The 20,935-nt window shown below is 70.9% G+C and carries 14 protein-coding genes and 1 pseudogene; 8 read left to right on the top strand and 7 right to left on the bottom strand.

Translation table 11 applies throughout. The annotated features are described in order from the left end of the window. From ABD932_RS41190 to glgB, 4 genes are all read left to right on the top strand, one after another. Nucleotides 1-949, top strand: a 949-nt coding sequence (locus ABD932_RS41190; protein WP_486389375.1) for an alpha-amylase family glycosyl hydrolase, incomplete at its 5' end; no start/stop codon positions are given. After that, a complete protein-coding gene (gene treS, locus ABD932_RS41195; RefSeq protein WP_345021297.1) occupies nucleotides 946-2,646 on the top strand; it encodes a maltose alpha-D-glucosyltransferase in 1,701 nt (566 codons plus the stop codon). The genes ABD932_RS41190 and treS, both read left to right, overlap by 4 nt. Nucleotides 2,647-2,730: 84 nt before the next feature. Beyond that, the gene (locus ABD932_RS41200) at nucleotides 2,731-4,176 is read left to right on the top strand and encodes a maltokinase N-terminal cap-like domain-containing protein (protein WP_345021299.1); all 1,446 of its coding nucleotides are present in this window, start codon (nucleotides 2,731-2,733) and stop codon (nucleotides 4,174-4,176) included. Next, the gene (gene glgB / locus ABD932_RS41205; RefSeq protein WP_345021301.1) at nucleotides 4,173-6,827 is read left to right on the top strand and encodes a 1,4-alpha-glucan branching enzyme; all 2,655 of its coding nucleotides are present in this window, start codon (nucleotides 4,173-4,175) and stop codon (nucleotides 6,825-6,827) included. Before ABD932_RS41200 ends, glgB begins: the two co-directional genes overlap by 4 nt. A 153-nt stretch (nucleotides 6,828-6,980) precedes the next feature. On the opposite strand, the gene ABD932_RS41210 is transcribed toward glgB, so the two are convergent. The 4 genes from ABD932_RS41210 to ABD932_RS41225 form a co-directional block, all read right to left on the bottom strand. Then, entirely contained in the window at nucleotides 6,981-9,197 is a 2,217-nt protein-coding gene (locus ABD932_RS41210; protein WP_345021303.1) for a HelD family protein, read from the bottom strand. Between the two features lie 180 nt (nucleotides 9,198-9,377). After that, nucleotides 9,378-9,692, bottom strand: coding sequence for a thioredoxin family protein (locus ABD932_RS41215; protein ID WP_345021393.1), 315 nt, complete (start codon nucleotides 9,690-9,692; stop codon nucleotides 9,378-9,380). A gap of 14 nt (nucleotides 9,693-9,706) precedes the next feature. After that, a complete protein-coding gene (locus tag ABD932_RS41220) occupies nucleotides 9,707-10,093 on the bottom strand; it encodes a MerR family transcriptional regulator (protein WP_250092838.1) in 387 nt (128 codons plus the stop codon). Nucleotides 10,094-10,122: 29 nt separating this feature from the next. After that, complete coding sequence (locus ABD932_RS41225) at nucleotides 10,123-10,641, bottom strand: Lrp/AsnC family transcriptional regulator (RefSeq protein ID WP_345021306.1); 519 nt, start codon at nucleotides 10,639-10,641, stop codon at nucleotides 10,123-10,125. 45 nt (nucleotides 10,642-10,686) lie between these two features. On the opposite strand from ABD932_RS41225, the gene ABD932_RS41230 reads away from it, so the two are divergent. Next, the gene (locus ABD932_RS41230; protein ID WP_345021308.1) at nucleotides 10,687-11,601 is read left to right on the top strand and encodes an NAD-dependent epimerase/dehydratase family protein; all 915 of its coding nucleotides are present in this window, start codon (nucleotides 10,687-10,689) and stop codon (nucleotides 11,599-11,601) included. A gap of 1 nt (nucleotide 11,602) precedes the next feature. After that, on the top strand, nucleotides 11,603-12,499 hold the full coding sequence (locus ABD932_RS41235; protein WP_345021309.1) for an aldo/keto reductase: 897 nt from the start codon (nucleotides 11,603-11,605) through the stop codon (nucleotides 12,497-12,499). Nucleotides 12,500-12,509: 10 nt separating this feature from the next. Here the strand turns inward: ABD932_RS41235 and ABD932_RS41240 are convergent, their stop codons facing one another. Together ABD932_RS41240 and ABD932_RS41245 are read right to left on the bottom strand one after the other, a co-directional pair. Beyond that, nucleotides 12,510-14,069 carry an AAA family ATPase gene (locus ABD932_RS41240; RefSeq protein WP_345021310.1) on the bottom strand — a complete coding sequence of 520 codons (1,560 nt, stop codon included), beginning with the start codon at nucleotides 14,067-14,069 and terminating at the stop codon, nucleotides 12,510-12,512. Nucleotides 14,070-14,329: 260 nt separating this feature from the next. Next, nucleotides 14,330-15,751, bottom strand: coding sequence for a cation:dicarboxylate symporter family transporter (locus ABD932_RS41245; protein ID WP_345021395.1), 1,422 nt, complete (start codon nucleotides 15,749-15,751; stop codon nucleotides 14,330-14,332). Nucleotides 15,752-15,939: 188 nt separating this feature from the next. Between ABD932_RS41245 and ABD932_RS41250 the strand changes: the two genes are divergently transcribed. Both ABD932_RS41250 and ABD932_RS41255 read left to right on the top strand, forming a co-directional pair. Next, complete coding sequence (locus ABD932_RS41250; protein WP_345021311.1) at nucleotides 15,940-17,781, top strand: sensor histidine kinase; 1,842 nt, start codon at nucleotides 15,940-15,942, stop codon at nucleotides 17,779-17,781. Then, nucleotides 17,778-18,488 carry a response regulator gene (locus tag ABD932_RS41255; RefSeq protein WP_345021313.1) on the top strand — a complete coding sequence of 237 codons (711 nt, stop codon included), beginning with the start codon at nucleotides 17,778-17,780 and terminating at the stop codon, nucleotides 18,486-18,488. Before ABD932_RS41250 ends, ABD932_RS41255 begins: the two co-directional genes overlap by 4 nt. 199 nt (nucleotides 18,489-18,687) lie before the next feature. Here ABD932_RS41255 and ABD932_RS41260 read toward each other — a convergent pair. After that, nucleotides 18,688-20,874, bottom strand: a pseudogene (locus ABD932_RS41260) (tetratricopeptide repeat protein); the annotation flags it as partial. Nucleotides 20,875-20,935 lie beyond the last annotated feature (61 nt).

Consider the following 20,935-nt stretch of genomic DNA (forward strand, 5'->3'; position numbering starts at 1 on the left):
CTACCCCATCGCCTTCGACGCCGACATGGACGGCCTGACCGCCGAGACCCTGCGCGTCCTACGCCACTGGATGGCCCACGGCGTGCGGATCTTCCGCGTCGACAACCCCCACACCAAACCCGTCGTCTTCTGGCAACGGGTCATCGCCGACATCAACCGCACCGACCCCGACGTCATCTTCCTCGCCGAGGCCTTCACCCGCCCGGCGATGATGCACACACTCGCCCAGACCGGCTTCCAGCAGTCCTACACGTACTTCACCTGGCGCAACACCAAACAGGAACTCACCGAGTACCTCACCGAACTCTCCGGCGAGGCGGCGGCCTACATGCGGCCGAACTTCTTCGCCAACACCCCCGACATCCTGCACGCCTACCTCCAGAACGGCGGCCGCCCCGCCTTCGAGGTCCGCGCCGTCCTGGCCGCCACCCTCTCCCCCACCTGGGGCATCTACAGCGGCTACGAACTGTGCGAGAACACCCCCCTGCGCAACGGCAGCGAGGAATACCTCCACTCGGAGAAGTACCAGCTCCGCCCCCGCGACTGGGAAACCGCCGAACGGGAGGGACGTACGATCACGCCGCTCCTCACCACGCTCAACGCCGTCCGGCGCGCGAACCCTGCCCTACGGCAGCTGCGCGATCTGCACTTCCATCACGTGGACAACGACGCCCTCATCGCCTATTCCAAACGGCAGGGATCGAACACGGTTCTGGTGGTCGCCAACCTCGACCCCCACCACACCCAGGAGGCCACGGTCTCGTTGGACATGCCGCAACTCGGCCTGGACTGGCACGAGTCGGTGCCGGTGCGCGACGAGCTCTCCGGCGAGACCTATCACTGGGGCAGGACCAACTATGTGCGCCTTGAGCCGGGCCGCGAGCCCGCGCACATCTTTCGTGTTCTGCGACCGTCCACCCCGCAGATCGGAGGGTCACCCACAAAATGATCGTCAACGAGCCCGTTCAGGACACCTTCGAGGACACTCCTGCCAAGGATCGTGACCCGGATTGGTTCAAACGCGCCGTCTTCTACGAGGTCCTGGTCCGCTCCTTCCAGGACAGCAACGGCGACGGCGTCGGCGACCTCAAAGGCCTGACGGCCAAACTCGACTACCTGCAATGGCTCGGCGTCGACTGCCTGTGGCTGCCACCTTTCTTCAAGTCACCGCTGAGGGACGGCGGCTACGACGTCTCCGACTACACCTCGGTACTCCCCGAATTCGGCGACCTCGCCGACTTCGTGGAATTCGTGGACTCCGCCCACCAGCGCGGTATGCGGGTCATCATCGACTTCGTCATGAACCACACCAGCGACCAGCACCCGTGGTTCCAGGAATCGAGGAAAGACCCCGACGGCCCCTACGGCGACTACTACGTATGGGCCGACGACGACAAGGCATACGGCGACGCGCGCATCATCTTCGTCGACACCGAGGCCTCCAACTGGACCTTCGACCCGGTCCGCAAGCAGTACTTCTTCCACCGCTTCTTCTCCCACCAGCCGGATCTGAACTACGAGAACCCGAACGTGCAGGAGGAGATCATCTCCGCCTTGCGGTTCTGGCTGGATCTGGGAATCGACGGCTTCCGGCTGGACGCGGTGCCGTATCTGTACGCGGAGGAGGGCACCAACTGCGAGAACCTGCCGGCGACCCATGAGTTCCTCAAGCGGGTCCGGAAGGAGATCGACGCCCACTACCCGGACACGGTGCTGCTGGCCGAGGCCAACCAGTGGCCGGAGGACGTCGTCGACTATTTCGGCGACTTCCGCAGCGGCGGCGACGAGTGCCACATGGCCTTCCACTTCCCGGTGATGCCGCGGATCTTCATGGCCGTTCGGCGGGAATCCCGCTACCCGGTCTCGGAAATCCTCGCCAAGACGCCGGCCATCCCCTCCGGCTGCCAGTGGGGCATCTTCCTGCGCAACCACGACGAGCTGACCCTCGAGATGGTCACCGACGAGGAACGCGACTACATGTACGCGGAGTACGCGAAGGACCCGCGTATGCGCGCCAACATCGGTATCCGCAGGCGCCTCGCCCCGCTCCTCGACAACGACCGCAACCAGATCGAGCTGTTCACCGCCCTGCTGCTGTCGCTCCCCGGCTCGCCGATCCTCTACTACGGCGACGAGATCGGCATGGGCGACAACATCTGGCTCGGCGACCGCGACGCCGTCCGCACGCCCATGCAGTGGACCCCGGACCGCAACGCCGGCTTTTCGTCCAGTGATCCGGGGCGGCTGTTCCTGCCGGCGATCATGGACCCGGTCTACGGCTACCAGGTGACGAACGTCGAGGCGTCGATGGCCTCCCCGTCCTCGCTCCTGCACTGGACGCGCCGGATGATCGAGATCCGCAAGCAGAACCCCGCTTTCGGACTCGGTACCTACACGGAACTCCAGTCGTCGAATCCGGCCGTGATCGCCTTCCTGCGGGAATACGAGGACGATCTCGTCCTGTGCGTGAACAACTTCTCCCGGTTCGCCCAGCCGACGGAGTTGGACCTGCGCAGGTTCAACGGACGGCATCCGGTGGAGCTGTTCGGCGGGGTGCGATTCCCGGCCATCGGTGAGCTGCCGTACTTGCTGACGCTCGGCGGTCACGGCTTCTACTGGTTCCGGCTGCGCAAGGACGCCGCCTGAGAGCCCGGGCGGGGCGGTTTCTCCCGCCCCGCCCGGGGCACGCATGAGTAACACCCCGACCTCCCGGGGAAAGGACGCGACGCCATGTCGGAAGCCGTCACCCGTACCTTTACGACCTCGCCCGGTCTCCTTGCGTCGCTGGATCCACTGTTGCGGGAGTGGCTGCCGCGGCAGCGCTGGTTCGCGGGCAAGGGGCGTCCGGTCACCGGGCTCTCGCTGGTGGCGGCCACCGAGCTGCTGCCGCCCGGCGGCAAACTGGGCCTGTACCACCTGCTGGTGCGCGCTCATCAGCCCCTGGCGCCCGTGCCGGGCTCCCCGGAGCAGCCCGCGGACTGCTATCAGCTCCTCATAGGGGAGCGCGAGGCTCTGCCACCCCGGCTGGCGCCCGCGCTGATCGGGCACGTGGCCGAGGGCCCGCTCGCCGGACGCACGGTGTACGACGCCCTGTACGACACCCGCCCCGCCGAGCTGCTCCTGGAGGCGCTGCGCACCGGGGCCCGGATCGGCGGGCTGCGCTTCGAACGGGACGGGGGCCAGGAGATCCGCTCCGGCCTGGTGCCACGCCTGGTCACCTCCGAGCAGTCGAACTCCTCGGTCGTCTACGGCGATACGTTCATCCTGAAGCTGTTGCGCCGGGTCGTGCCCGGCGTCAATCCCGACCTGGAGCTCCCGCTGGCGCTGGCCCGCGAGAGCTGCGACCGGGTGCCCGCGCCGACGGCGTGGATCCGCGCCGAGCTGGCCGGTGAGTCGTACGTCCTCGGCGTGCTCCAGCCCTTCGTGCAGGGCGCGGCCGACGGCTGGGAGCTGGCGCTGCGCGAGCTGGCCAAGGGCGAGGACTTCGCCGCCGCGGCACGGGCGCTCGGGCGCGCCACCGCCGAGGTGCACACGGCGCTGGCCCGTACGCTGCCGACCGTGACCCTGGGGCATACGCAGGTGCAGCAGCTGGTCGACGGCATGGTCGAGCGGCTGGAGGCGGCCGCGCAGGCGGTGCCCGCGCTCCGGCCGTACGCGCCCGGTCTGCGCTCGGCCTTCGAGGCGCTGGCCGGCCTGGCCGCCGAGGGGTACACCTGGACCGCCCAGCGCATCCACGGCGACCTGCACCTCGGGCAGTGCCTGCGCTCGCCCTCCGGGCAGTGGTGGCTCATCGACTTCGAGGGTGAGCCGTCGAAGTCGCTGGCCGAGCGGCGGATGCCGCAGCCGCCGGTGCGGGACGTGGCGGGGATGCTGCGCTCCTTCGACTACGCGGCCCACTCGGCCGACCCGCCGATACCCGGCTGGGCCGACGCCTGCCGGGCCGCGTACTGCTCCGGGTACGCGCAGGTCAGCGGCGTCGACCCGCGGACCGATCCGGTGTTGATGCGCGCGTACGAGACCGACAAGGCGATCTACGAGGTCGTCTACGAGGCCCGCCACCGCCCCGACTGGCTCCCGGTACCGCTGTCGGCCGTACGCCGCCTCGCCACGGACAGCGGCACCCCGTCCCCCTCGACTCCCCCATCCCCACCTTCGCCCAGGAGGCCCCGCCCGTGACCCCCCGCACCACTCCCTCCAGCGCTTCGGACCCGAAGAAGACGGCCGAGAAGCCGCCCGAGCAGGCGACGCGCGCCGCGAAAACGGCGAAGGCCGTAGAAAAGGCCGCGGAGGCCATGCAGAAGGGGGCGGCGAAAAAGGCGACGAAGAAGGCCGCCGCCAAGAAGACCGCCGCGGAGAAGACTCCGGCAAAGAAGGCCCCGGCCAAGAAAGCCACGGCGAAGAAGGCCGCCGCCGAGAAAGCCGTGGCAAAGAAGGCCGTGGCAAAGAAGGCTGTGGCGAAGAAGGGCACGGCAGCGAAGACGACCGCCGCCAAGTCCACTGCGGCGAAGAGCGCGGCGGCGAAGAGCACCCCCGGCAAGAAGGCCGCCGCCAAGAAGATCCCCGCGCAGAAGGCGGCGCAGAAGAAGATCCCCGCGCAGAAGGCGATCCCGAAGTCGGCCGAGCCCGTGGAGGTCGCCGTCTCCCCCGCTCTCGACGCGGCCGACCGCGACCGTCTCCTCACCGGCACCCACCACGACCCGCACTCCGTCCTCGGCGCACACGCCGTGCCCGGCGGTGTCGCCTTCCGGGCCTTCAAGCCGTACGCCCTGTCGGTGACCGTCGTCGTCGGCACCGTCCGGGCCGAGCTGCACGACGACGGGGAGGGCTTCTTCTCGGGCCTTGTGCCGCTGCGGGACGTGCCGGAGGACTACCGGCTCCTCGTGGCGTACGAGGGGACGGTGCAGGAGACCGAGGACGCGTACCGCTTCCTGCCCGCGCTGGGCGAGCTCGACCTGCATCTGATCGGCGAGGGACGGCACGAGGAGCTGTGGCGGGCGCTCGGTGCCGAGCCGATGACGCACCAGGGTGTGACCGGCACCCGCTTCACGGTGTGGGCGCCGAACGCGCGGGGCATGTCCCTGGCCGGCACCTTCAACTTCTGGGACGGCACCGGCTATCCGATGCGCTCGCTCGGCGGTTCCGGGGTCTGGGAGCTGTTCGTGCCCGGCATCGGCGAGGGTGAACTGTACAAGTTCGAGATCACCCGGCCGGACGGCTCGAAGACGCTGCGCGCCGACCCGCTCGCCCGCCGGACCGAGACCCCGCCCAACACGTCGTCCGTCGTGCACGCCTCGCACCACGAGTGGGGCGACGCGGCGTGGCTGGCGCGGCGCGGGGAGGTCCCCACGCACGAGGCGCCGTTCTCGGTGTACGAGGTGCATCTGGCGTCCTGGCGCCCGGGGCTGACGTACCGTCAACTCGCCGAGCAGCTCCCCGCGTACGTCAAGGACCTGGGCTTCACCCACGTCGAGCTGATGCCGGTCGCCGAGCATCCCTTCGGCGGCTCCTGGGGCTACCAGGTCACCGGCTTCTACGCGCCCACGGCCCGCCTCGGCACCCCCGACGACTTCAAGTACCTGGTCGACGCCCTGCACCAGGCCGGCATCGGCGTCCTGATGGACTGGGTGCCGGCGCACTTCCCGCGCGACGACTGGGCGCTGGCCGAGTTCGACGGCCGTCCGCTGTACGAGCACGAGGATCCGCTCAAGTCCGCGCACCCCGACTGGGGCACGCTGGAGTTCGACTTCGGGCGGCGCGAGGTGCGCAACTTCCTTGTCGCCAACGCCCTTTACTGGTGCGAGGAGTTCCACATCGACGGGTTGAGGGTGGACGCGGTGGCGTCCATGCTCTACCTGGACTACTCGCGTGAGCCGGGCCAGTGGGTGCCGAACGAGCACGGCGGGCGGGAGAACCTGGACGCGGTGGCGTTCCTGCAGGAGATGAACGCGACGGTGTACCGGCGGGTGCCCGGCGTGGTGACGATCGCGGAGGAGTCCACGGCCTGGGACGGCGTGACGCGTCCGACGCATGTGGCGGGGCCGGGCGGCTTCGGGGGCCTCGGCTTCGGGCTGAAGTGGAACATGGGCTGGATGCACGACTCGCTGGAGTACATGGCCAAGGAGCCGGTGCACCGCAAGTACCACCACAACGAGATGACGTTCTCGATGGTGTACGCGTACAGCGAGAACTACGTCCTGCCCATCTCGCACGACGAGGTCGTGCACGGCAAGCGGTCGCTCGTGTCGAAGATGCCGGGCGACTGGTGGCAGCAGCGCGCCAACCACCGCGCGTACCTCGGCTTCATGTGGGCCCACCCCGGCAAGCAACTCCTCTTCATGGGACAGGAGTTCGCGCAGGGCGCCGAGTGGTCCGAGGCGCACGGACCGGACTGGTGGCTGCTGGACCCGGCGTACGGGGCGGAGCCCGACCATCGCGGGGTGCGGGACCTGGTCCGTGACCTCAATACGGTCTACCGGCACACGCCGGCCCTGTGGCAGCGGGACGCCGATCCGTCCGGCTTCCAGTGGGTGGTCGGGGACGCCGCCGACGACAACGTGTTCGCGTTCCTGCGGTTCGATGCCGAGGGCGTTCCGCTGCTGGCGGTGTCGAACATGTCGCCGGTCGTCCGGTACGACTACCGTCTCGGTGTTCCGGACGACGTCCCGGCCTGGCACGAGTCGCTGAACACCGACGCGGCGAGGTACGGCGGCGGCGACGTCACCAATCCCGACCCGCTCAAGCCGGAACCCCAGCCCTGGCACGGGCGCGCGGCCAGCATCCAGCTGACGCTGCCGCCACTGGCGACGGTGTGGCTGCGGCCGGCCTAGTTCCTCGCCCCCGCCGCCTCCTCAAACGCCGGAGGGGCTGATTCAGCCCGTCCGGCGTTTGAGGACGAGGCCCTTTCGGGGCCGAAGCGGGGGTCTGGGGGCCGCAGGCACCCAGGGACGGGAAGGGTAGGGGCGGCGGGGGCGAAATCAGTGTTAGGCGGAGGCCAACGCCTTCGGCAACCGCCCCGTGTGCAGCACCCCCAACCGCTGCGTCGCCCGGGTCAGCGCCACATACAGGTCGCTCGTGCCGTACAACCCCGGCTCCACCACCAACACCGAGTCGAACTCGAGGCCCTTCGACTGTCGGGGGTCGAGAAGGACGACGCTGCGCGTCAGGTCGGGCTCCGAACCCGCCGTCACCCCGTCGAGCCCCGCCGCCAGCTTCCGGTGCAGATGGCGCGGTGCGATGACCGCCAGTCGGCCCTCGGCCGGCGTGAGCTCCTCGACGGCCTTCGCCACCGCGCCGGGCAGGTCGTCGGTGGCGCGTACCCAGGGCCGTACACCGGTCGACCGGACCGAACTCGGCGGCTCGAAGCCGGGGTTCTCGGCGCGTACGACCGCCGCCGCCAGGTCCATGATCTCGGCCGGCGTGCGGTAGTTGACGCCGAGCCGGGTGTGCTCCCAGCGGTCCTCGACGTACGGCTCGAGGATCTTCCCCCACGAGCCGACGCCCGCCGCCTCCGCCGTCTGGGCCGGGTCGCCCACCAGCGTCATCGAGCGGGTCGGGCTGCGCCGCATGAGCAGCCGCCAGGCCATCGGCGACAGCTCCTGCGCCTCGTCGACGATGATGTGCCCGAACGCCCAGGTCCGGTCGGCCGCCGCACGCTCGGCCGCGCTGCGGTGGTCGTCCTCCTCCTGGCGTTCGGCGAAGCGCTCGGCGTCGATGATGTCGTGCGCCGACAACACCTCCGAGTCCTCGTCCTCCTTGTCGTCGAACTCGTACGTCCGCGACGCGTACGACACGTCCAGCACGCCCTGCGCGTACGCGACCTGCGTCTCCCGCTCCCGCTCGGCGAGCGCCCGCGCCACCCGGTCGTCCTCGCCGAGCAGTTCGGCCGCCTCGTCCAGCAGCGGTACGTCCGCCACGGTCCAGGCTCGCGTCACCGGACGGCGGATCGCGGCCGCGTCCTCGTCGGGGAGGTAGCCGACGGGGTCGGCGAGGAAGTCGGCGACCAGGCGCTGCGGGGTCAGGCGCGGCCACAACTGGTCGACGGCCGCCCACACTTCGGGGTTCTCGGCGAGCTCGTCGCGGATCTGGGTGATGTCGGCCGGGTCGAGGAGGCTGCTGCCGTCGTAGGGGTCGGTGCCGACCCGCTCGGCGTACAGCTCGGTGAGCGTGTTGAGGATGTGCCCCTCGAAGTACTCCCGCGCCGCGTTGTGCGGGAGCTTCGCGGCCCGGGTGCGCTCGCGGGCGACCCGCACCAGGTCGTCGTCGAGCATCAGGATCTCGCGGTCGTGCTCGATCGCGATCACCGGGTCAGGCAGCGCCTGCCAGTCGCGTACGACCTCGGCGAGCACGTCCGCCATGTCGGCCCGCCCCTTCACCGCAGCCGCCGCGCGCGTGTCGGTCGCCGTCGCCCGCACGCCGGGGAACAGCTCGCCGACCGTGGCCAGCAGTACGCCGGTCTCGCCGAGCGAGGGCAGGACCTCGCCGATGTAGCCGAGGAAGGCGGGATTGGGGCCGACGATCAGGACCGCGCGTTTGGCGAGCAGTTCACGGTGTTCGTAGAGGAGGTACGCGGCGCGGTGCAGGGCGACGGCCGTCTTGCCGGTGCCGGGTCCGCCTTCCACGACCAGCACCCCGCGGTGCGGCGCCCGGATGATCTCGTCCTGCTCGGCCTGGATGGTCTGCACGATGTCGTTCATCCGGCCGGTGCGCGCGGAGTTCAGCGCTGCGAGCAGCACGGCGTCACCGGTCGGGTCCTCGTGGCCGGTGCGCTCCTGGTCGCCGAGGTCGAGGATCTCGTCGTGCAGGGCGGTGACGGTACGGCCGTCGGTGGTGAGGTGCCGCCTGCGCCTGAGGCCCATCGGGGTGTGGCCGGTGGCCAGGTAGAAGGGGCGGGCGACGTCGGCGCGCCAGTCGATCAGGATCGGCGTGTGGTCGGCGTCGTCCCTGCGCAGGCCGATGCGGCCGATGTGGTGCGTGACGCCGGAGGCGAGGTCGATCCGGCCGAAGCACAGCGAGCCGTCCACGGCGTTCAGCGCGGCGAGCAGCCCCGAGCGCTCGGCGACCAGGATGTCCCGCTCCAGCCGGGCCTGCATGGGCGTGTTGCCCTGGGCGAGCGCGTCCGTGACGGAGACCTCGGTGTCACCGCGCAGCGCGTCCACGCGCGCGTACAGGTCGTCGATGAATTCCTGCTCGCGGCGCATTTCACCGTCTTGAAATTCGGTGTTTGACAATTCTGCCCCCGCCCGGATATACTGTGCTCACTGAACTTCTTCGCGACCAATTCCAACTGAAGTCGCGAACCATTGAATATACGCAAAGAAATCCCCCGAGCGCAATTGCTCGGGGGATTTCTTGTGTTCCGGACAGAGTCCCGGATGGAATCACAGCACCTCGGCCAGCTCCTCCAGCAGCCGCCGCTTGGGCCGCGCCCCCACCATCGACCGCACGGGCTCGCCGCCCCGGAAGACCATGAACGTCGGCATGGAGAGCACCTTGTAGGCGTTCGTGGTCAGCGGGTTGGTGTCCACGTCCAGCTGCACCACCTTCAGCCGCTCCCCCTCCTCCGCCGCGAGCGCGCTGAGCACCGGCCCCATCTGCCGGCACGGCGGGCACCAGTCGGCCGTGAACTCCACCAGCACCGGCAGCTCCGCCCCGATCACCTCCGCCTCGAAGTCCGCGTCCGTCACCTCGGCCACGCCCGCCGCCTTGATCACAGTTCCTGCCCTCCCAGTTCGCACAACGGTGGTTCCCCCTCGGCCATCGCCAGCCGCAGGCCGATCTTGGCCCGCACGGCCCGCAACTCGCCGATCAGCGCGTCGAGCTCGTCCAGCTTGCGCCGGTAGACCGCGAGCGAGGCGGGACACGTGTCGCCCTCCGGGTGCCCGGCCCGCAGGCACTCCACGAACGGCCGGGTCTCCTCCAGGTCGAACCCGAAGTCCTGCAACGTCCTGATCTGCCGCAGCAGCTTCAGGTCGCTCTCGTCGTACGTCCGATACCCGTTGTCGCCGCGCCGCGCGGGCAGCAGCCCCCGCGACTCGTAGTAGCGCAAGGTGCGCGTCGTGGTCCCGGCCCGCGTGGCCAGCTCGCCGATTCGCATGGGTACGAACGTAAGCCTTGACGCCGACGTCAGGGCAAGCGTGGCAGCAGCGGCTTCGTGCGCACCGGGGAGGACAGCACGATGGACGTCGTCGTACGGCCCAGCGCCGAGGTCGCCTCGAGGATCTCCTCCAGATGGATCGTGTCCTCGACGGCGACCTTGAGGATCCAGCAGTCCTCGCCGACGACGTGGTGGACCTCGACGATCTCCGGGCGGTCGATCAGTTCCAGGGTGCGGGGGTGGCGGAGGGTGTAGCCGCCGTGCGGGTTGACCCGGATGAAGGCCTGGATGCCGTAGCCGAGCCGGGCGGGGGCGACCTGGGCGCCGTATCCCGTGATCACGCCCGCCGTCTCCAGCCGCCGTACCCGCTCGGTGACGGCCGCCGGGCTGAGCCGCACGCGGCGGCCGAGCTCGCTCAGCTTGATCCGGCCGTCGGTCTGGAGGAGCTCCAGGATCTGCCGGTCCAGGGCGTCGAAGGCCACCGATGTTTCGTTGGCGGCCGGGCGCAGATGCCGTGGTTCTTTCGGCGCGGTGACCGGATCTCCCATGTCTTCCCCTTCAGAGCGTGGTGCGAGGCCGGGAGAATTATGGTCATGCGAAAGGGACGAGAGGTACTGGTCATCGGCGGGAACCGCTACTTCGGCAAGCGGCTGATCGCGCGGCTGCTGGCCGTGGGGGATCGTGTGACGGTCCTCAATCGGGGCTCGGCCGCGCCTCCGCCGGGCGTCGTTCATCTGGTCGCCGACCGCGGCGACGAGAAGTCCCTGACGGCGGCGCTGGGTTCGCGGACGTTCGACGTCGTGGTCGACCAGGTCTGCTACACGCCTCGGCAGGCGGAGATCGCCCGCCGGGTCTTCACCGGCCGCACCCGCCGTTATGTGCTGACGTCGACGGTGGAGGTGTACGAGTACGAGGACTCGATCGCCCCCGTGCGCGAGCCGGACGTGGATCCGCTGGACGTGCCCGTGGACCTCGAACTCCCCTGGGAGGACCCGGAGTTCGTCGACGCGCACTACGGCGAGGGCAAGCGGCAGGCGGAGGCCGTCCTCGCCGCCGACCCGGCCTTCCCGTACGCGGCGGTCCGCGTCGCCCATGTGCTGGGCGGGGACGACGACTTCACGGGCCGTATGGCCCACTACGCGACCCGCATCCGCTCCGGCGAGCCGATCGCCGTGCCGGTGGTGAACCACCCGGCGACGTACATCCACGTCGAGGAGATCGCCGACTTCCTCCTCTGGGCGGTGGGCGAGGACTTCACCGGCCCGGTCAACGCCGCCTCCCACGGCCTGCTGACCACCGAGGAGCTGTGCGACGCGATCGCCGCGCACCTGCCGGACGGCCGGACCGTCTTCCGGCCGGTCGAGGTCGGCGAGGTCTCCCCGTTCGCCTTCACCCGCGCCTACGGCATGGACAACTCCCGCGCCACACGGCTCGGTTTCCGCTTCACGCGCGCCCGGGAGTGGCTCCCGAAGGCCGTCGCCGAGACCCTCGGAAAGGACGTCGTCTGACATGCGGTACCGCACTCTCGGCCCCCACCGCGTCAGCGCCATCGGCCTCGGCGCGATGCCGCTGTCCCTCGAAGGCCACCCCGACGAGCGGCGCGCCCTGGCCACCGTGCACGCCGCCCTGGACGCGGGGGTGACGCTGCTGGACACGGCCGACTCCTACCATCTGCCGGGCGCCGAGCCTGGTCACAACGAACTCCTCGTCGCCCGCGCGCTGGCCGCGTACGGCGGCGACACCGGCGACGTGCTGGTGGCCACCAAGGGCGGCCGGGGCAGGCCGGCCGACGGCAGCTGGACGGTGAACGGCGACCCCCGCCACCTCAAGGCGGCCGCCGAGGCCTCGCTCCGGCGGCTCGGGGTCGAGGCGATCGGGCTCTACCAGCTGCACAAGCCCGACCCGGCCGTCCCCTTCGAGGAGTCGGTCGGCGCGCTGCGCGAACTCCTCGACGAGGGCAAGATCCGCCTGGCCGGCGTCTCCAACACGGACGCGGACCAGATCCGCACGGCCCACCGGATCCTCGGCGACCGCCTGGTCTCGGTGCAGAACCAGTACTCGCCCGCCGTACGGGACAGCGAGGCCGAGCTGCGGCTGTGCGCGGAGCTGGGACTGGCGTTCCTGCCGTGGAGCCCGCTGGGCGGCATCTCACGCAGCTCGCTGGACGGGCCGTCACGGACGGAGGGCGAGGCGCGCCTCGGCGCCTTCCACGAGGTGGCCGCCGCCCGTGGCGTCAGCCCTCAGCGGGTGTGCCTGGCCTGGCTGCTGGCGCGGTCCCCGGCCGTGATCCCGATTCCGGGGGCGAGCCGTCCGGAGTCGGTACGGGACTCGGCGGGCGCGGCGGACCTGGTGCTCGGCGCGGAGGAACTGGCACGGCTGGACGGCGCGGCCGTGCCGGTCGGCTGACGCGCGCGACTCAGTCGGTCGGGGCCAGGCCCGGACGTGGGCCCCGGGGAAGGGGACCGGGGTAGCCGGGTACGTCCGTCGGAGGCGCCCACTCCCCCTCACCGTCCATGTCCATGTCCTCCACGTCCGCGTCCGTTCCCGCCCCCTGGACTCCGAGGAGGCGGCGGGTGAGGTGGTCCTGGTCGGAGAGGAGTTCGTCGAGAGCGGCACGGACGTCGTCCGGCTCGGTCCGGGCGGACTCGCGCTCGGCCGCGATGAGTACGGAGCGCCGCACCAGCTCCTTGGTGAAGGAGGCCGTCGTGCCCTCCGTGCGGGCCACCACCTCGTCCGCGATGTCCTTGCCGAGGCCCAGTCCGGCGCCGTAGAGGCCGAGGAGGCGGGCGCGGCCCTCGGCGTCCGGCAACGGGATCTCCACGGCGAGGTCGACGCGGCCGGGGCGCTGGACCAGGGCCGGCTCCAGCAGGTCGGCGCGGTTGGTGGTGAGGAGGAAGGCGACGTCGGCATCGTCGCCGAGGCCGTCCATCTCGTTCAGGACCTGGAAGAGCAGGGGCTGGTCGCCACCGCCGTAGTCGCGGGCCTCGGCGATCAGGTCGCAGTCCTCCAGGACGACGAGCGCAGGCTGGAGCATCCGGGCCAGGGCGCAGGCGGGGCCGATGGCCGAGATGCTGGTGCCGGCCAGGACCACCACCGTGAACTGCGGGAGGTGGGAGAGCAGATAGCGGATCGTGTGGGTCTTGCCGGTGCCGGGCGGGCCGTACAGCAGCAGTCCACGGCGCAGGTGCTGGCCCGCCGCGCGCAGCTGTTCGCGGCGCCGGGCGACGCCCACGACCTGGCGTTCCAGGCGTTCGAGGAGGCCGGCGGGCAGCACGATGTCGTCGCGGGTGAGGTCGGGGCGGCGGTGGAAGCGGAAGGGTCCGCGGCCTCGCCGGAACTCCGAGCCCTCGAAGGAGAGGACCTGGCCGCGGAAGACGTTGTGTTCGCGTACGAGGGTGTCGAGCCCGGCGAGCAGGCGGTCCGCGAACTCCTTGTCCCGCGCGAGGACTTCGACCTCGACCTTGTTGCGCCCGTACTCGTCCTGCGGTCCGCGCAGCAGCACCGCGAAGCGTTCGTCGCCGTCCCGGCCGAGGTAGAACCCGCAGGAGACGCAGGCCAGTTCGGTGTCCGGTGCGACCGGGAGGTGGGCGTAGTCGACGGCGCCGATGACGAAGCGGTCGTAGCGGTCGGCCGCGTCGAGGATGTCGCCGAGGGTGAGATCGCCGTGGTGCTGGGCGCCGCGCAGGCCGACCAGTTCGTAGGTGCGGGCGGGGTCGGCGGCGAACCAGCGCTCCAGGGCGAGGTGGACGTTGGGCAGGTCGTACGGCGCGTAGGCCGCCTTCACCACGGGACGGTCGGTGGGCGTGGAGCCGAGGTGGTCCATCAGCCGGGCGCTGAGGTTGCGGCCGTCCTCCTGCTCCTTGCGGGGTGCGCGGGCGACCGCCGTCAGGAACTCGTAGAAGAGATCGCTCACTTGGTCCAGTGAGACGGGTGACGCCTCTTCCGCCATGTCCGCCTCCCGGTGGACTGCCTGCATCAGGGCCAGGGTCTTCCAGGGTGCGGCCCGGCGGGCGGCAGGTCAAAGGATTTCGGCGAGCGGCGGTCATGCGCGCCGCCCCGGCGGAACGCGACTCAGGCGTACGGCAGTTGCCGTACGCCTGAGTCGGGACCAGCGATGCTGACCGGGCGGCTGAGCGACGGGGGAGCTACTCAGCCGCCCGGGGTGTATGGCCGGACGCCCGGCCCCGGTTCAGGCGGGGCCGGACGTCCGGAGCAGGGGCCGGACCGGGCCGGAGGTCAGGTCTTCGCGAGTTCCTTCTCGCCGCCCTGTTCCGGCGCCTCGGCGGCCGGGGCGCCGTGGCCGCCGTCGTCCAGGAGGGTCTTCTCGTCGAACGGGATCTGACCGGCGAGCACCTCGTTGACCCTGCCCTTGTCGATCTCCTTGGTCCAGGTGCCGATCAGGACCGTGGCGACGGCGTTGCCCGCGAAGTTCGTCAGGGCGCGGGCCTCGCTCATGAAGCGGTCGATGCCGACGATGAGGCCGATGCCGTCCACCAGGGCGGGCTTGTGCGACTGCAGACCACCGGCCAGCGTGGCCAGACCCGCACCGGTGACACCGGCCGCGCCCTTGGAGGCGACCAGCAGGAAGAGCAGCAGCGGGATCTGCTCACCGATCGACATCGGCGTACCCATGGCGTCGGCGATGAACAGGGACGCCATGGTCATGTAGATCATGGTGCCGTCGAGGTTGAAGGAGTAGCCGGTCGGGACGGTGATGCCGACCACCGGCTTGCTGACGCCGAGGTGCTCCATCTTCGCGATGAGGCGCGGCAGCGCCGACTCGGAGGAGGAGGTCGACAGGATCAGCAGGAACTCACGGCCCAGGTACTTGAAGAGCGTGAGGATGTTCAGGCCGGCGACGATCCGCAGCAGGGCGCCGAGCACGATGAAGACGAAGAGGAAGCAGGTGACGTAGAAGCCGAGCATCAGGATGGCGAGCTTCTTGAGCGCGTCGACACCGGCGGACCCGGTGACGGCGGCGATGGCACCGAAGGCACCGACCGGGGCGGCCCACATCACCATGGCGAGGATGCGGAAGACGAGCTTCTGGATGTGCTCCACACCGCGCAGGATCGGCTCCCCGGTGGAGCCCATGGCCTGCAGCGCGAAGCCGGTGAGCAGCGCGATGATCAGGGTCTGCAGGACCGTTTCCGAGGTGAAGGCGGAGACCATCGTGGTCGGGATGAGGCCGAGCAGGAACTCGGTGGTGTCCTTGGCCTCCGGGTCGACCTGCTCGTGGCCGGCGTCCTTGATGGCGTCGGTGATCTGCAGGCCCGTGCCGGGCTCCAGGATGTTGCCGACGACGAGACCGATACCGAGCGCGACCAGCGACATCGCCAGGAAGTAGCCCAGCGCGATACCGCCGACCTTGCCGACCTTGGCGGCCTTCCGTACCGAGCCGATGCCCAGCACGATCGTGCAGAAGATGATCGGCGAGATCATCATCTTGATCAGGTTCACGAAGCCCGTTCCGATGGGCTTCAGCTCGACCGCGAAGTCGGGCGCGGCCAGACCCACGGTGATACCGAGGGCAACCGCGATGATCACCGCGATGTAGAGGTAGTGCGTGCGGTCCCGCTTGGCGACGGGTGCGGCAGGTGCCTTGTCGGGGGAACTGGCGGCGGCCACGGCTGCCCTCCTTGACGTCTTCGTCGGCATCACCGGCGTGCGGCTCACGTCCGGGGTGGGGGTTTCGCTGCTCAGGTGCCGCGCCCCGGGGAGGGGTCACGCCGCCCGGGGGACGGGGGTGTCGTATTCAGCGATGCGGTGACTATCTCTTGCCGTGTGAGGGCGGTCACCCTTCCGTTCATTTAGTTCACAATCAGCCAGGGAGGCAGACTGACGACATGCGCATCCCCGTCCCGACACCCCGCAGCCTGGCCGGTCAGCTCTTCGCCATGCAGGCCGTGCTGATAGCGGTGCTCGTCGCCGGGTACGCGATCTTCACCTACGTCAGCGACCGCGGCCAGGCCGAGGACGCGGCGGGCCGGCAGGCCATGGCGGTCGCGCAGTCGATCGCCGACGCCCCGTCCGTACGGGAGGCGATCCGCACCGCCGACCCGACGGCCGAGCTCCAGCCGTACGCGCTCCGTGTCCAGCACGACGCCGAGGTCGACTTCGTCACGATCATGAACCGCAAGGGCATTCGCTGGACGCACCCCGACGAGAAGCAGATCGGCCAGCACTTCCGCGGCCACACGGAGCGCGCCCTGCGCGGGGAGCCGTTCACCGAGACGTACACCGGCACGCTCGGCGCGTCCGTCCGCGCGGTGGTGCCGATCTACGACGGAGGGCGCGCGCCGAAGGACATCGTCGGGATGGTCAGCGCGGGCATCCGGGTCGAGGCGATCAGCAAGCGCGTGCAGGACCAGCTGACGGCCCTGATCGGGGTGGCGGCGGGCGCGCTCGCGCTGGGCGCGATCGGTACGTACGTCATCAATGCCCGGCTGCGCCGCCACACCCACGGCATGAACGCGGCCGAGCTGAGCCGCATGCACGACTATCACCAGGCGGCGTTGCACGCGGTGCGGGAGGGGCTGCTGATGCTGGACGGGCAGTACCGGGTGGCGCTGATCAACGACGGCGGGCGGGAACTGCTCGGGGTGGCCGGCGATGTGGTGGGGCGGTCCGTGGCGGACCTCGGCCTGCCCGCGCCGCTGACCGGGGCCCTGCTGGCGTCCGAGCCCAGGGTCGACGAGGTGCTCCTGACGGAGGAACGCGTGCTGGTGGTGAACACCTCACTGGTGTCGGGCGGCGAGCGGCGCGGCACGGTGGTGACGCTCCGGGACGTCACCGAACTCCAGTCTTTGATGGGCGAGCTGGACTCCGAGCGGGGCTTCACGCAAGCGCTGCGCTCACAGGCACACGAGGCGGCGAACCGCCTGCACACGGTGGTCTCGCTGATCGAACTGGGCCGGGCCGAGGAGGCGGTCGAGTTCGCGACGGCCGAGCTGGAACTGGCCCAGGCCCTGACGGACCAGGTCGTCGCGGCGGTCAGCGAGCCGGTGCTGGCGGCGTTGCTGCTCGGGAAGACTGCGCAGGCGAATGAGCGGGGCGTGGAGCTGGTGGTGTCGGAGGACAGCCGGCTGGACGACCGCCTGCTTCCGCCGTCACTGCCCGCCCGGGACCTGGTGACGATCCTCGGCAACCTGATCGACAACGCGGTGGACGCCGCGCAGGGGAGCGTGCGGGGGCGGGTGACGGTGACGGCGTACACGGAGGCTTCGGAGCTGGTCCTGCGGGTGTCGGACACCGGGGCCGGGGTGGATCCCGCGCACGCGGAGGCGGTGTTCGAGCGCGGCTTCTCGACGAAGCCGGCGGGGCCTGGCGGGCGAGGGCTGGGGCTCGCGCTGGTGCGGCAGGCGGTGCATCGGCATGACGGGGCGTTGGCGGTGGCGGAGGCTGCCGGGGGCGGGGCGGAGTTCGAGGTGCGGTTGCCGTTGGGTGAGGGGGCCGTACGTGAGGGCGCGGGGAGTGAGAGCGCAGGGGGCGAGAGCGCAGGGAGTGACGGGCCGCTGGAAGAGGGTGCCGAGCCCTTGCCGGGTGCCGAGCCCTTGCCGGGTGGCGAGCGTTCGCCGGGTGGCGGGCGTTCGCAGCGGGATCGGCATTCACGGCGGACCGAGCATTCCCGGCAGGGTGAGTCCGCGCAGGGTTCCGAGGGCGCGGCGGTTTCGAGAGGTGACGTATGACGGCGGCGGCCGAGCAGGCGATTCGCGTCCTGGTCGTGGAGGACGACCCGGTGGCGGCGGACGCGCACATGATGTACGTCGGCCGGGTGCCGGGGTTCGTCGCGGTCGGCAAGGCGCACACGGGGGCGGAGGCGCGGCGCGCGCTGGAGCGGACGCCGGTGGATCTGCTGTTGCTGGACCTGCACCTGCCGGATGTGCACGGGCTGCAGCTGGCCCGGTCGTTGCGGGCGGCCGGCCATCACGCGGATGTGATCGCGGTGACGTCGGCGCGGGATCTGGCGGTGGTGCGGGAGGGGGTGTCGCTGGGGGTCGTGCAGTACGTACTGAAGCCTTTTACGTTCGCCACGCTGCGGGATCGGCTGGTGCGGTACGCCGAGTTCCACGCGGCGGTGGGGGAGGCGAGCGGGCAGGACGAGGTGGACCGGGCGTTGGCGGCGTTGCGGGCGCCCTCGCCTGCGGCGCTGCCCAAGGGGTTGAGTGCGCCGACGCTGGAGCGGGTGACCGGGGCTGTGCGGGAGGCCGAGGAGGGGCTTACGGCGGCGGGGGTGGCTGAGGCTGTGGGGATTTCCCGGATTACGGCTCGGCGGTATCTGGAGCATTTGGTGGAGGCGGGGAGGGCTGAGCGGAAGCCGGTTTATGGGCAGGTGGGGAGGCCGGAGTTGGTTTATCGGTGGGTTCGGGGGGTGGGGGTGGAGAAGGGACGTTAGGGGGGCGGAGGTCGAGGGCGGCGGCGCGGGTGCGGGCTTCGGCGGCTTCGGTGGGGGCGTTGGCGCGGGCGTAGGCGTCGGCGGCCTGGTGCCAGGCGGCGCGGGCCTCGGCGGGGCGATGGGCGGCCGCGTGGACGAGGGCCAGGTTGCAGAGGGTCTTCCCCTCGCCGTACCAGTCCTCGAACTCCCGATGGAGATCCAGGGACTTGCCGTACGCCTCCATCGCCTCCTCCTCGCGGCCCACCTCCTGCAGGGCCTCACCGAGGTTGTGCCACGAAATGGCCTCGCGGTGGCGGTCTCCGGCGGCCTGGAACAGGTCGCGGGCGCGGGTGAGAGCGTCGATCGCCTCCCCTACCCGGCCCGCCTCCCGGAGAGCCGTGCCGAGGCTGTCCCACGCAATGGCCTCGCGATGGCGCTCTCCGGCGGCCTGGAACAGGTCGCGGGCGCGGGTGAGAGCGTCGATCGCCTCCCCTGCCCGGCCCGCCTCCCGCAGGGCGTTGCCGAGGTTGTTGCATGCGCAGGCCTCGCCGTCGCGGTCGCCGCTGGCCTGGTGCAGGTCGCGGGCGCGGATGTGGGCGTCGATCGCGTCCTCCGCCCGACTCGTCCCCTGCAGGGCGAGTCCGAAGTGGTCCCACGCGTCGGCCGCGCGCAGCCGGTCCCCGGCAAGGTGGGCGGCCTCCCGCGCCGCCTCCGCAACGGCGATCCCGTCGTCGAAATACCGCCGCCAGTCCAGGTACTCCCCCAGAGACTGGGCCAGCTGCACAGCCCTGGACGCGAAGCGCTCCTCCCGCCCCCACCCCACCGCAGCCACCAGACCCGCCCGCTCCCCATCCAGCCACGAGAGAGCCTGCCCCCGGTCTGCGAACAGTTCCGGCTCCGCTGTGCCCGGCAGCCACCACAACAGGTCGTCGGCCGCATCCGCCCACCGCCAGTAGAAGTCCAGCACCCGCTCCCGCGCCTCCTCCCCCTCCTCCCGCAACCCTGCATCCCCCGCCACCACACCCGCCCCGAACACCCGCACCAGGTCATGCAACCGCCACCACCCGCGCCCACTGCCCCGCTCAACGAGGTGTGCACGGGCCAAGGCCTTCAAGTCCCGTACCGGAGGCGCCTCGACACCGACGAGCGCGGCGACGACCTGTTCGCTCACGTCGGGCCCCGGCGCGAGAGCAAGCAAGCGCAGCAGCCGCGCCCTGTCGGGCAGCAGTCGGCAGTAGGAGAGCTCGAAGGCGACGCGGACACTACGCTCGCCGTCATCGAGGTGGTCGAGGCGGTCGCGCGACTCGGCCAGCTCCGCCACGAGTTCAGCCACCGGCATGTTCGGATCCTCCGCCAGCAGAGCGGCAGCAATCTGCAGGGCCAACGGAAGGTGCCCGCACAGGCCGGCGAGTCGCTCCGCCGTTCCGGGGTCGTCGACGATCCGGCTGTCGCGCGGGGCGGCGATTCGCAGGGCCCGGTCCAGGAGTTTGTACGCCTCCTTCGGGCTGAGCTGGTCCAAGGAAACGAGCCGCGCCCCCAATTGGGGCAGCCGGTCGCGGGACGTGACCAGGACGTGGTGCCGGGCGTCGCCCGGCAGGAGGGGCCGTACCTGGTCGGGCGAGGAGGCGTTGTCCGCCAGGACCAGCACCGCGCCACGCTCCTGGGCCCGGGCGGCCAGCGTGGAGCGGTAGAGCCTCACCCGCTCATCCGTCGTACTCGGAATGTGTTCGGGTCGAGTCCCGAGGGCTCGCAGCAACGCCTGCAGCGCCCGGTCCGCGGTGACAGGCTCCTGGTCGTAGCCATGCAGGTCGATGAAGAGAACCCCGCCGGGAAACTTGCCCTGCTCGCGGGCCAGATGCGCCGTCTCGACGGCGAGTGCGGTCTTGCCGATACCCCCGAGGCCGGACACGGCGGCGACGAGAGTCGCAGCCGACTCGGACGACTGTGCCCCGCCCGGGTCCAGCGCGCGCAGCAGGTCCGCCATCTCGCGCTCCCGCCCGGTGAACCCACCCGGCCTCGGCGGCAGACCGGCCATCGCCTCCGGTACGGCCGCCCCGCCCTGCTGGATCACGACCTGCACGCCCACCACCTCACGCAGGAAGACCCCGCCCCGGAAGTCGGCGTGATCCCCGTCGTACCAGGACGTCCCGCTGCCCGGCGCGTCCCGCTCCATGGCCCGGGCGAGGGTGCGGGCGACGCCCTCAGGGTCCGCTGCGAGGAGACCCGCCAGCTCCTCGCCCCACTTCTGTACGGCCATCCGCCGTGCCGGGTCCCGTGCCGCCTCGGCGAGTTCCGCGACCGACGCCCCCGCGCCGAGCCCCACCGCCCGGGCCAGCGACTCCACCGCCCGGAGTCCGTCGTCCCCGCCCGCGCCCTCGGCCAGGGCAGCCAACAACGCCGCTTTCATGTGCCCGTTCCGTCCCCCGGTGTGCCTCGGTCAGGTGCTTCAACGGTACGGCGCAAGAAGG

It is taken from the genome of Streptomyces shaanxiensis, from assembly GCF_039537145.1.
Taxonomy (GTDB): Bacteria; Actinomycetota; Actinomycetes; order Streptomycetales; family Streptomycetaceae; genus Streptomyces; species Streptomyces shaanxiensis.

Bases quoted from the DNA above. Each gene is read 5' to 3' on its own strand.
- treS (WP_345021297.1), top strand. From the start codon at position 946: ATGATCGTCAACGAGCCCGTTCAGGACACCTTCGAGGACACTCCTGCC.
- ABD932_RS41200 (WP_345021299.1), top strand. From the start codon at position 2,731: ATGTCGGAAGCCGTCACCCGTACCTTTACGACCTCGCCCGGTCTCCTT.
- ABD932_RS41210 (WP_345021303.1), bottom strand. From the start codon at position 9,197: ATGCGCCGCGAGCAGGAATTCATCGACGACCTGTACGCGCGCGTGGAC.
- ABD932_RS41220 (WP_250092838.1), bottom strand. From the start codon at position 10,093: ATGCGAATCGGCGAGCTGGCCACGCGGGCCGGGACCACGACGCGCACC.
- ABD932_RS41225 (WP_345021306.1), bottom strand. From the start codon at position 10,641: ATGGGAGATCCGGTCACCGCGCCGAAAGAACCACGGCATCTGCGCCCG.
- ABD932_RS41230 (WP_345021308.1), top strand. From the start codon at position 10,687: ATGCGAAAGGGACGAGAGGTACTGGTCATCGGCGGGAACCGCTACTTC.
- ABD932_RS41235 (WP_345021309.1), top strand. From the start codon at position 11,603: ATGCGGTACCGCACTCTCGGCCCCCACCGCGTCAGCGCCATCGGCCTC.
- ABD932_RS41240 (WP_345021310.1), bottom strand. From the start codon at position 14,069: ATGCAGGCAGTCCACCGGGAGGCGGACATGGCGGAAGAGGCGTCACCC.
- ABD932_RS41245 (WP_345021395.1), bottom strand. From the start codon at position 15,751: ATGCCGACGAAGACGTCAAGGAGGGCAGCCGTGGCCGCCGCCAGTTCC.
- ABD932_RS41250 (WP_345021311.1), top strand. From the start codon at position 15,940: ATGCGCATCCCCGTCCCGACACCCCGCAGCCTGGCCGGTCAGCTCTTC.
- ABD932_RS41255 (WP_345021313.1), top strand. From the start codon at position 17,778: ATGACGGCGGCGGCCGAGCAGGCGATTCGCGTCCTGGTCGTGGAGGAC.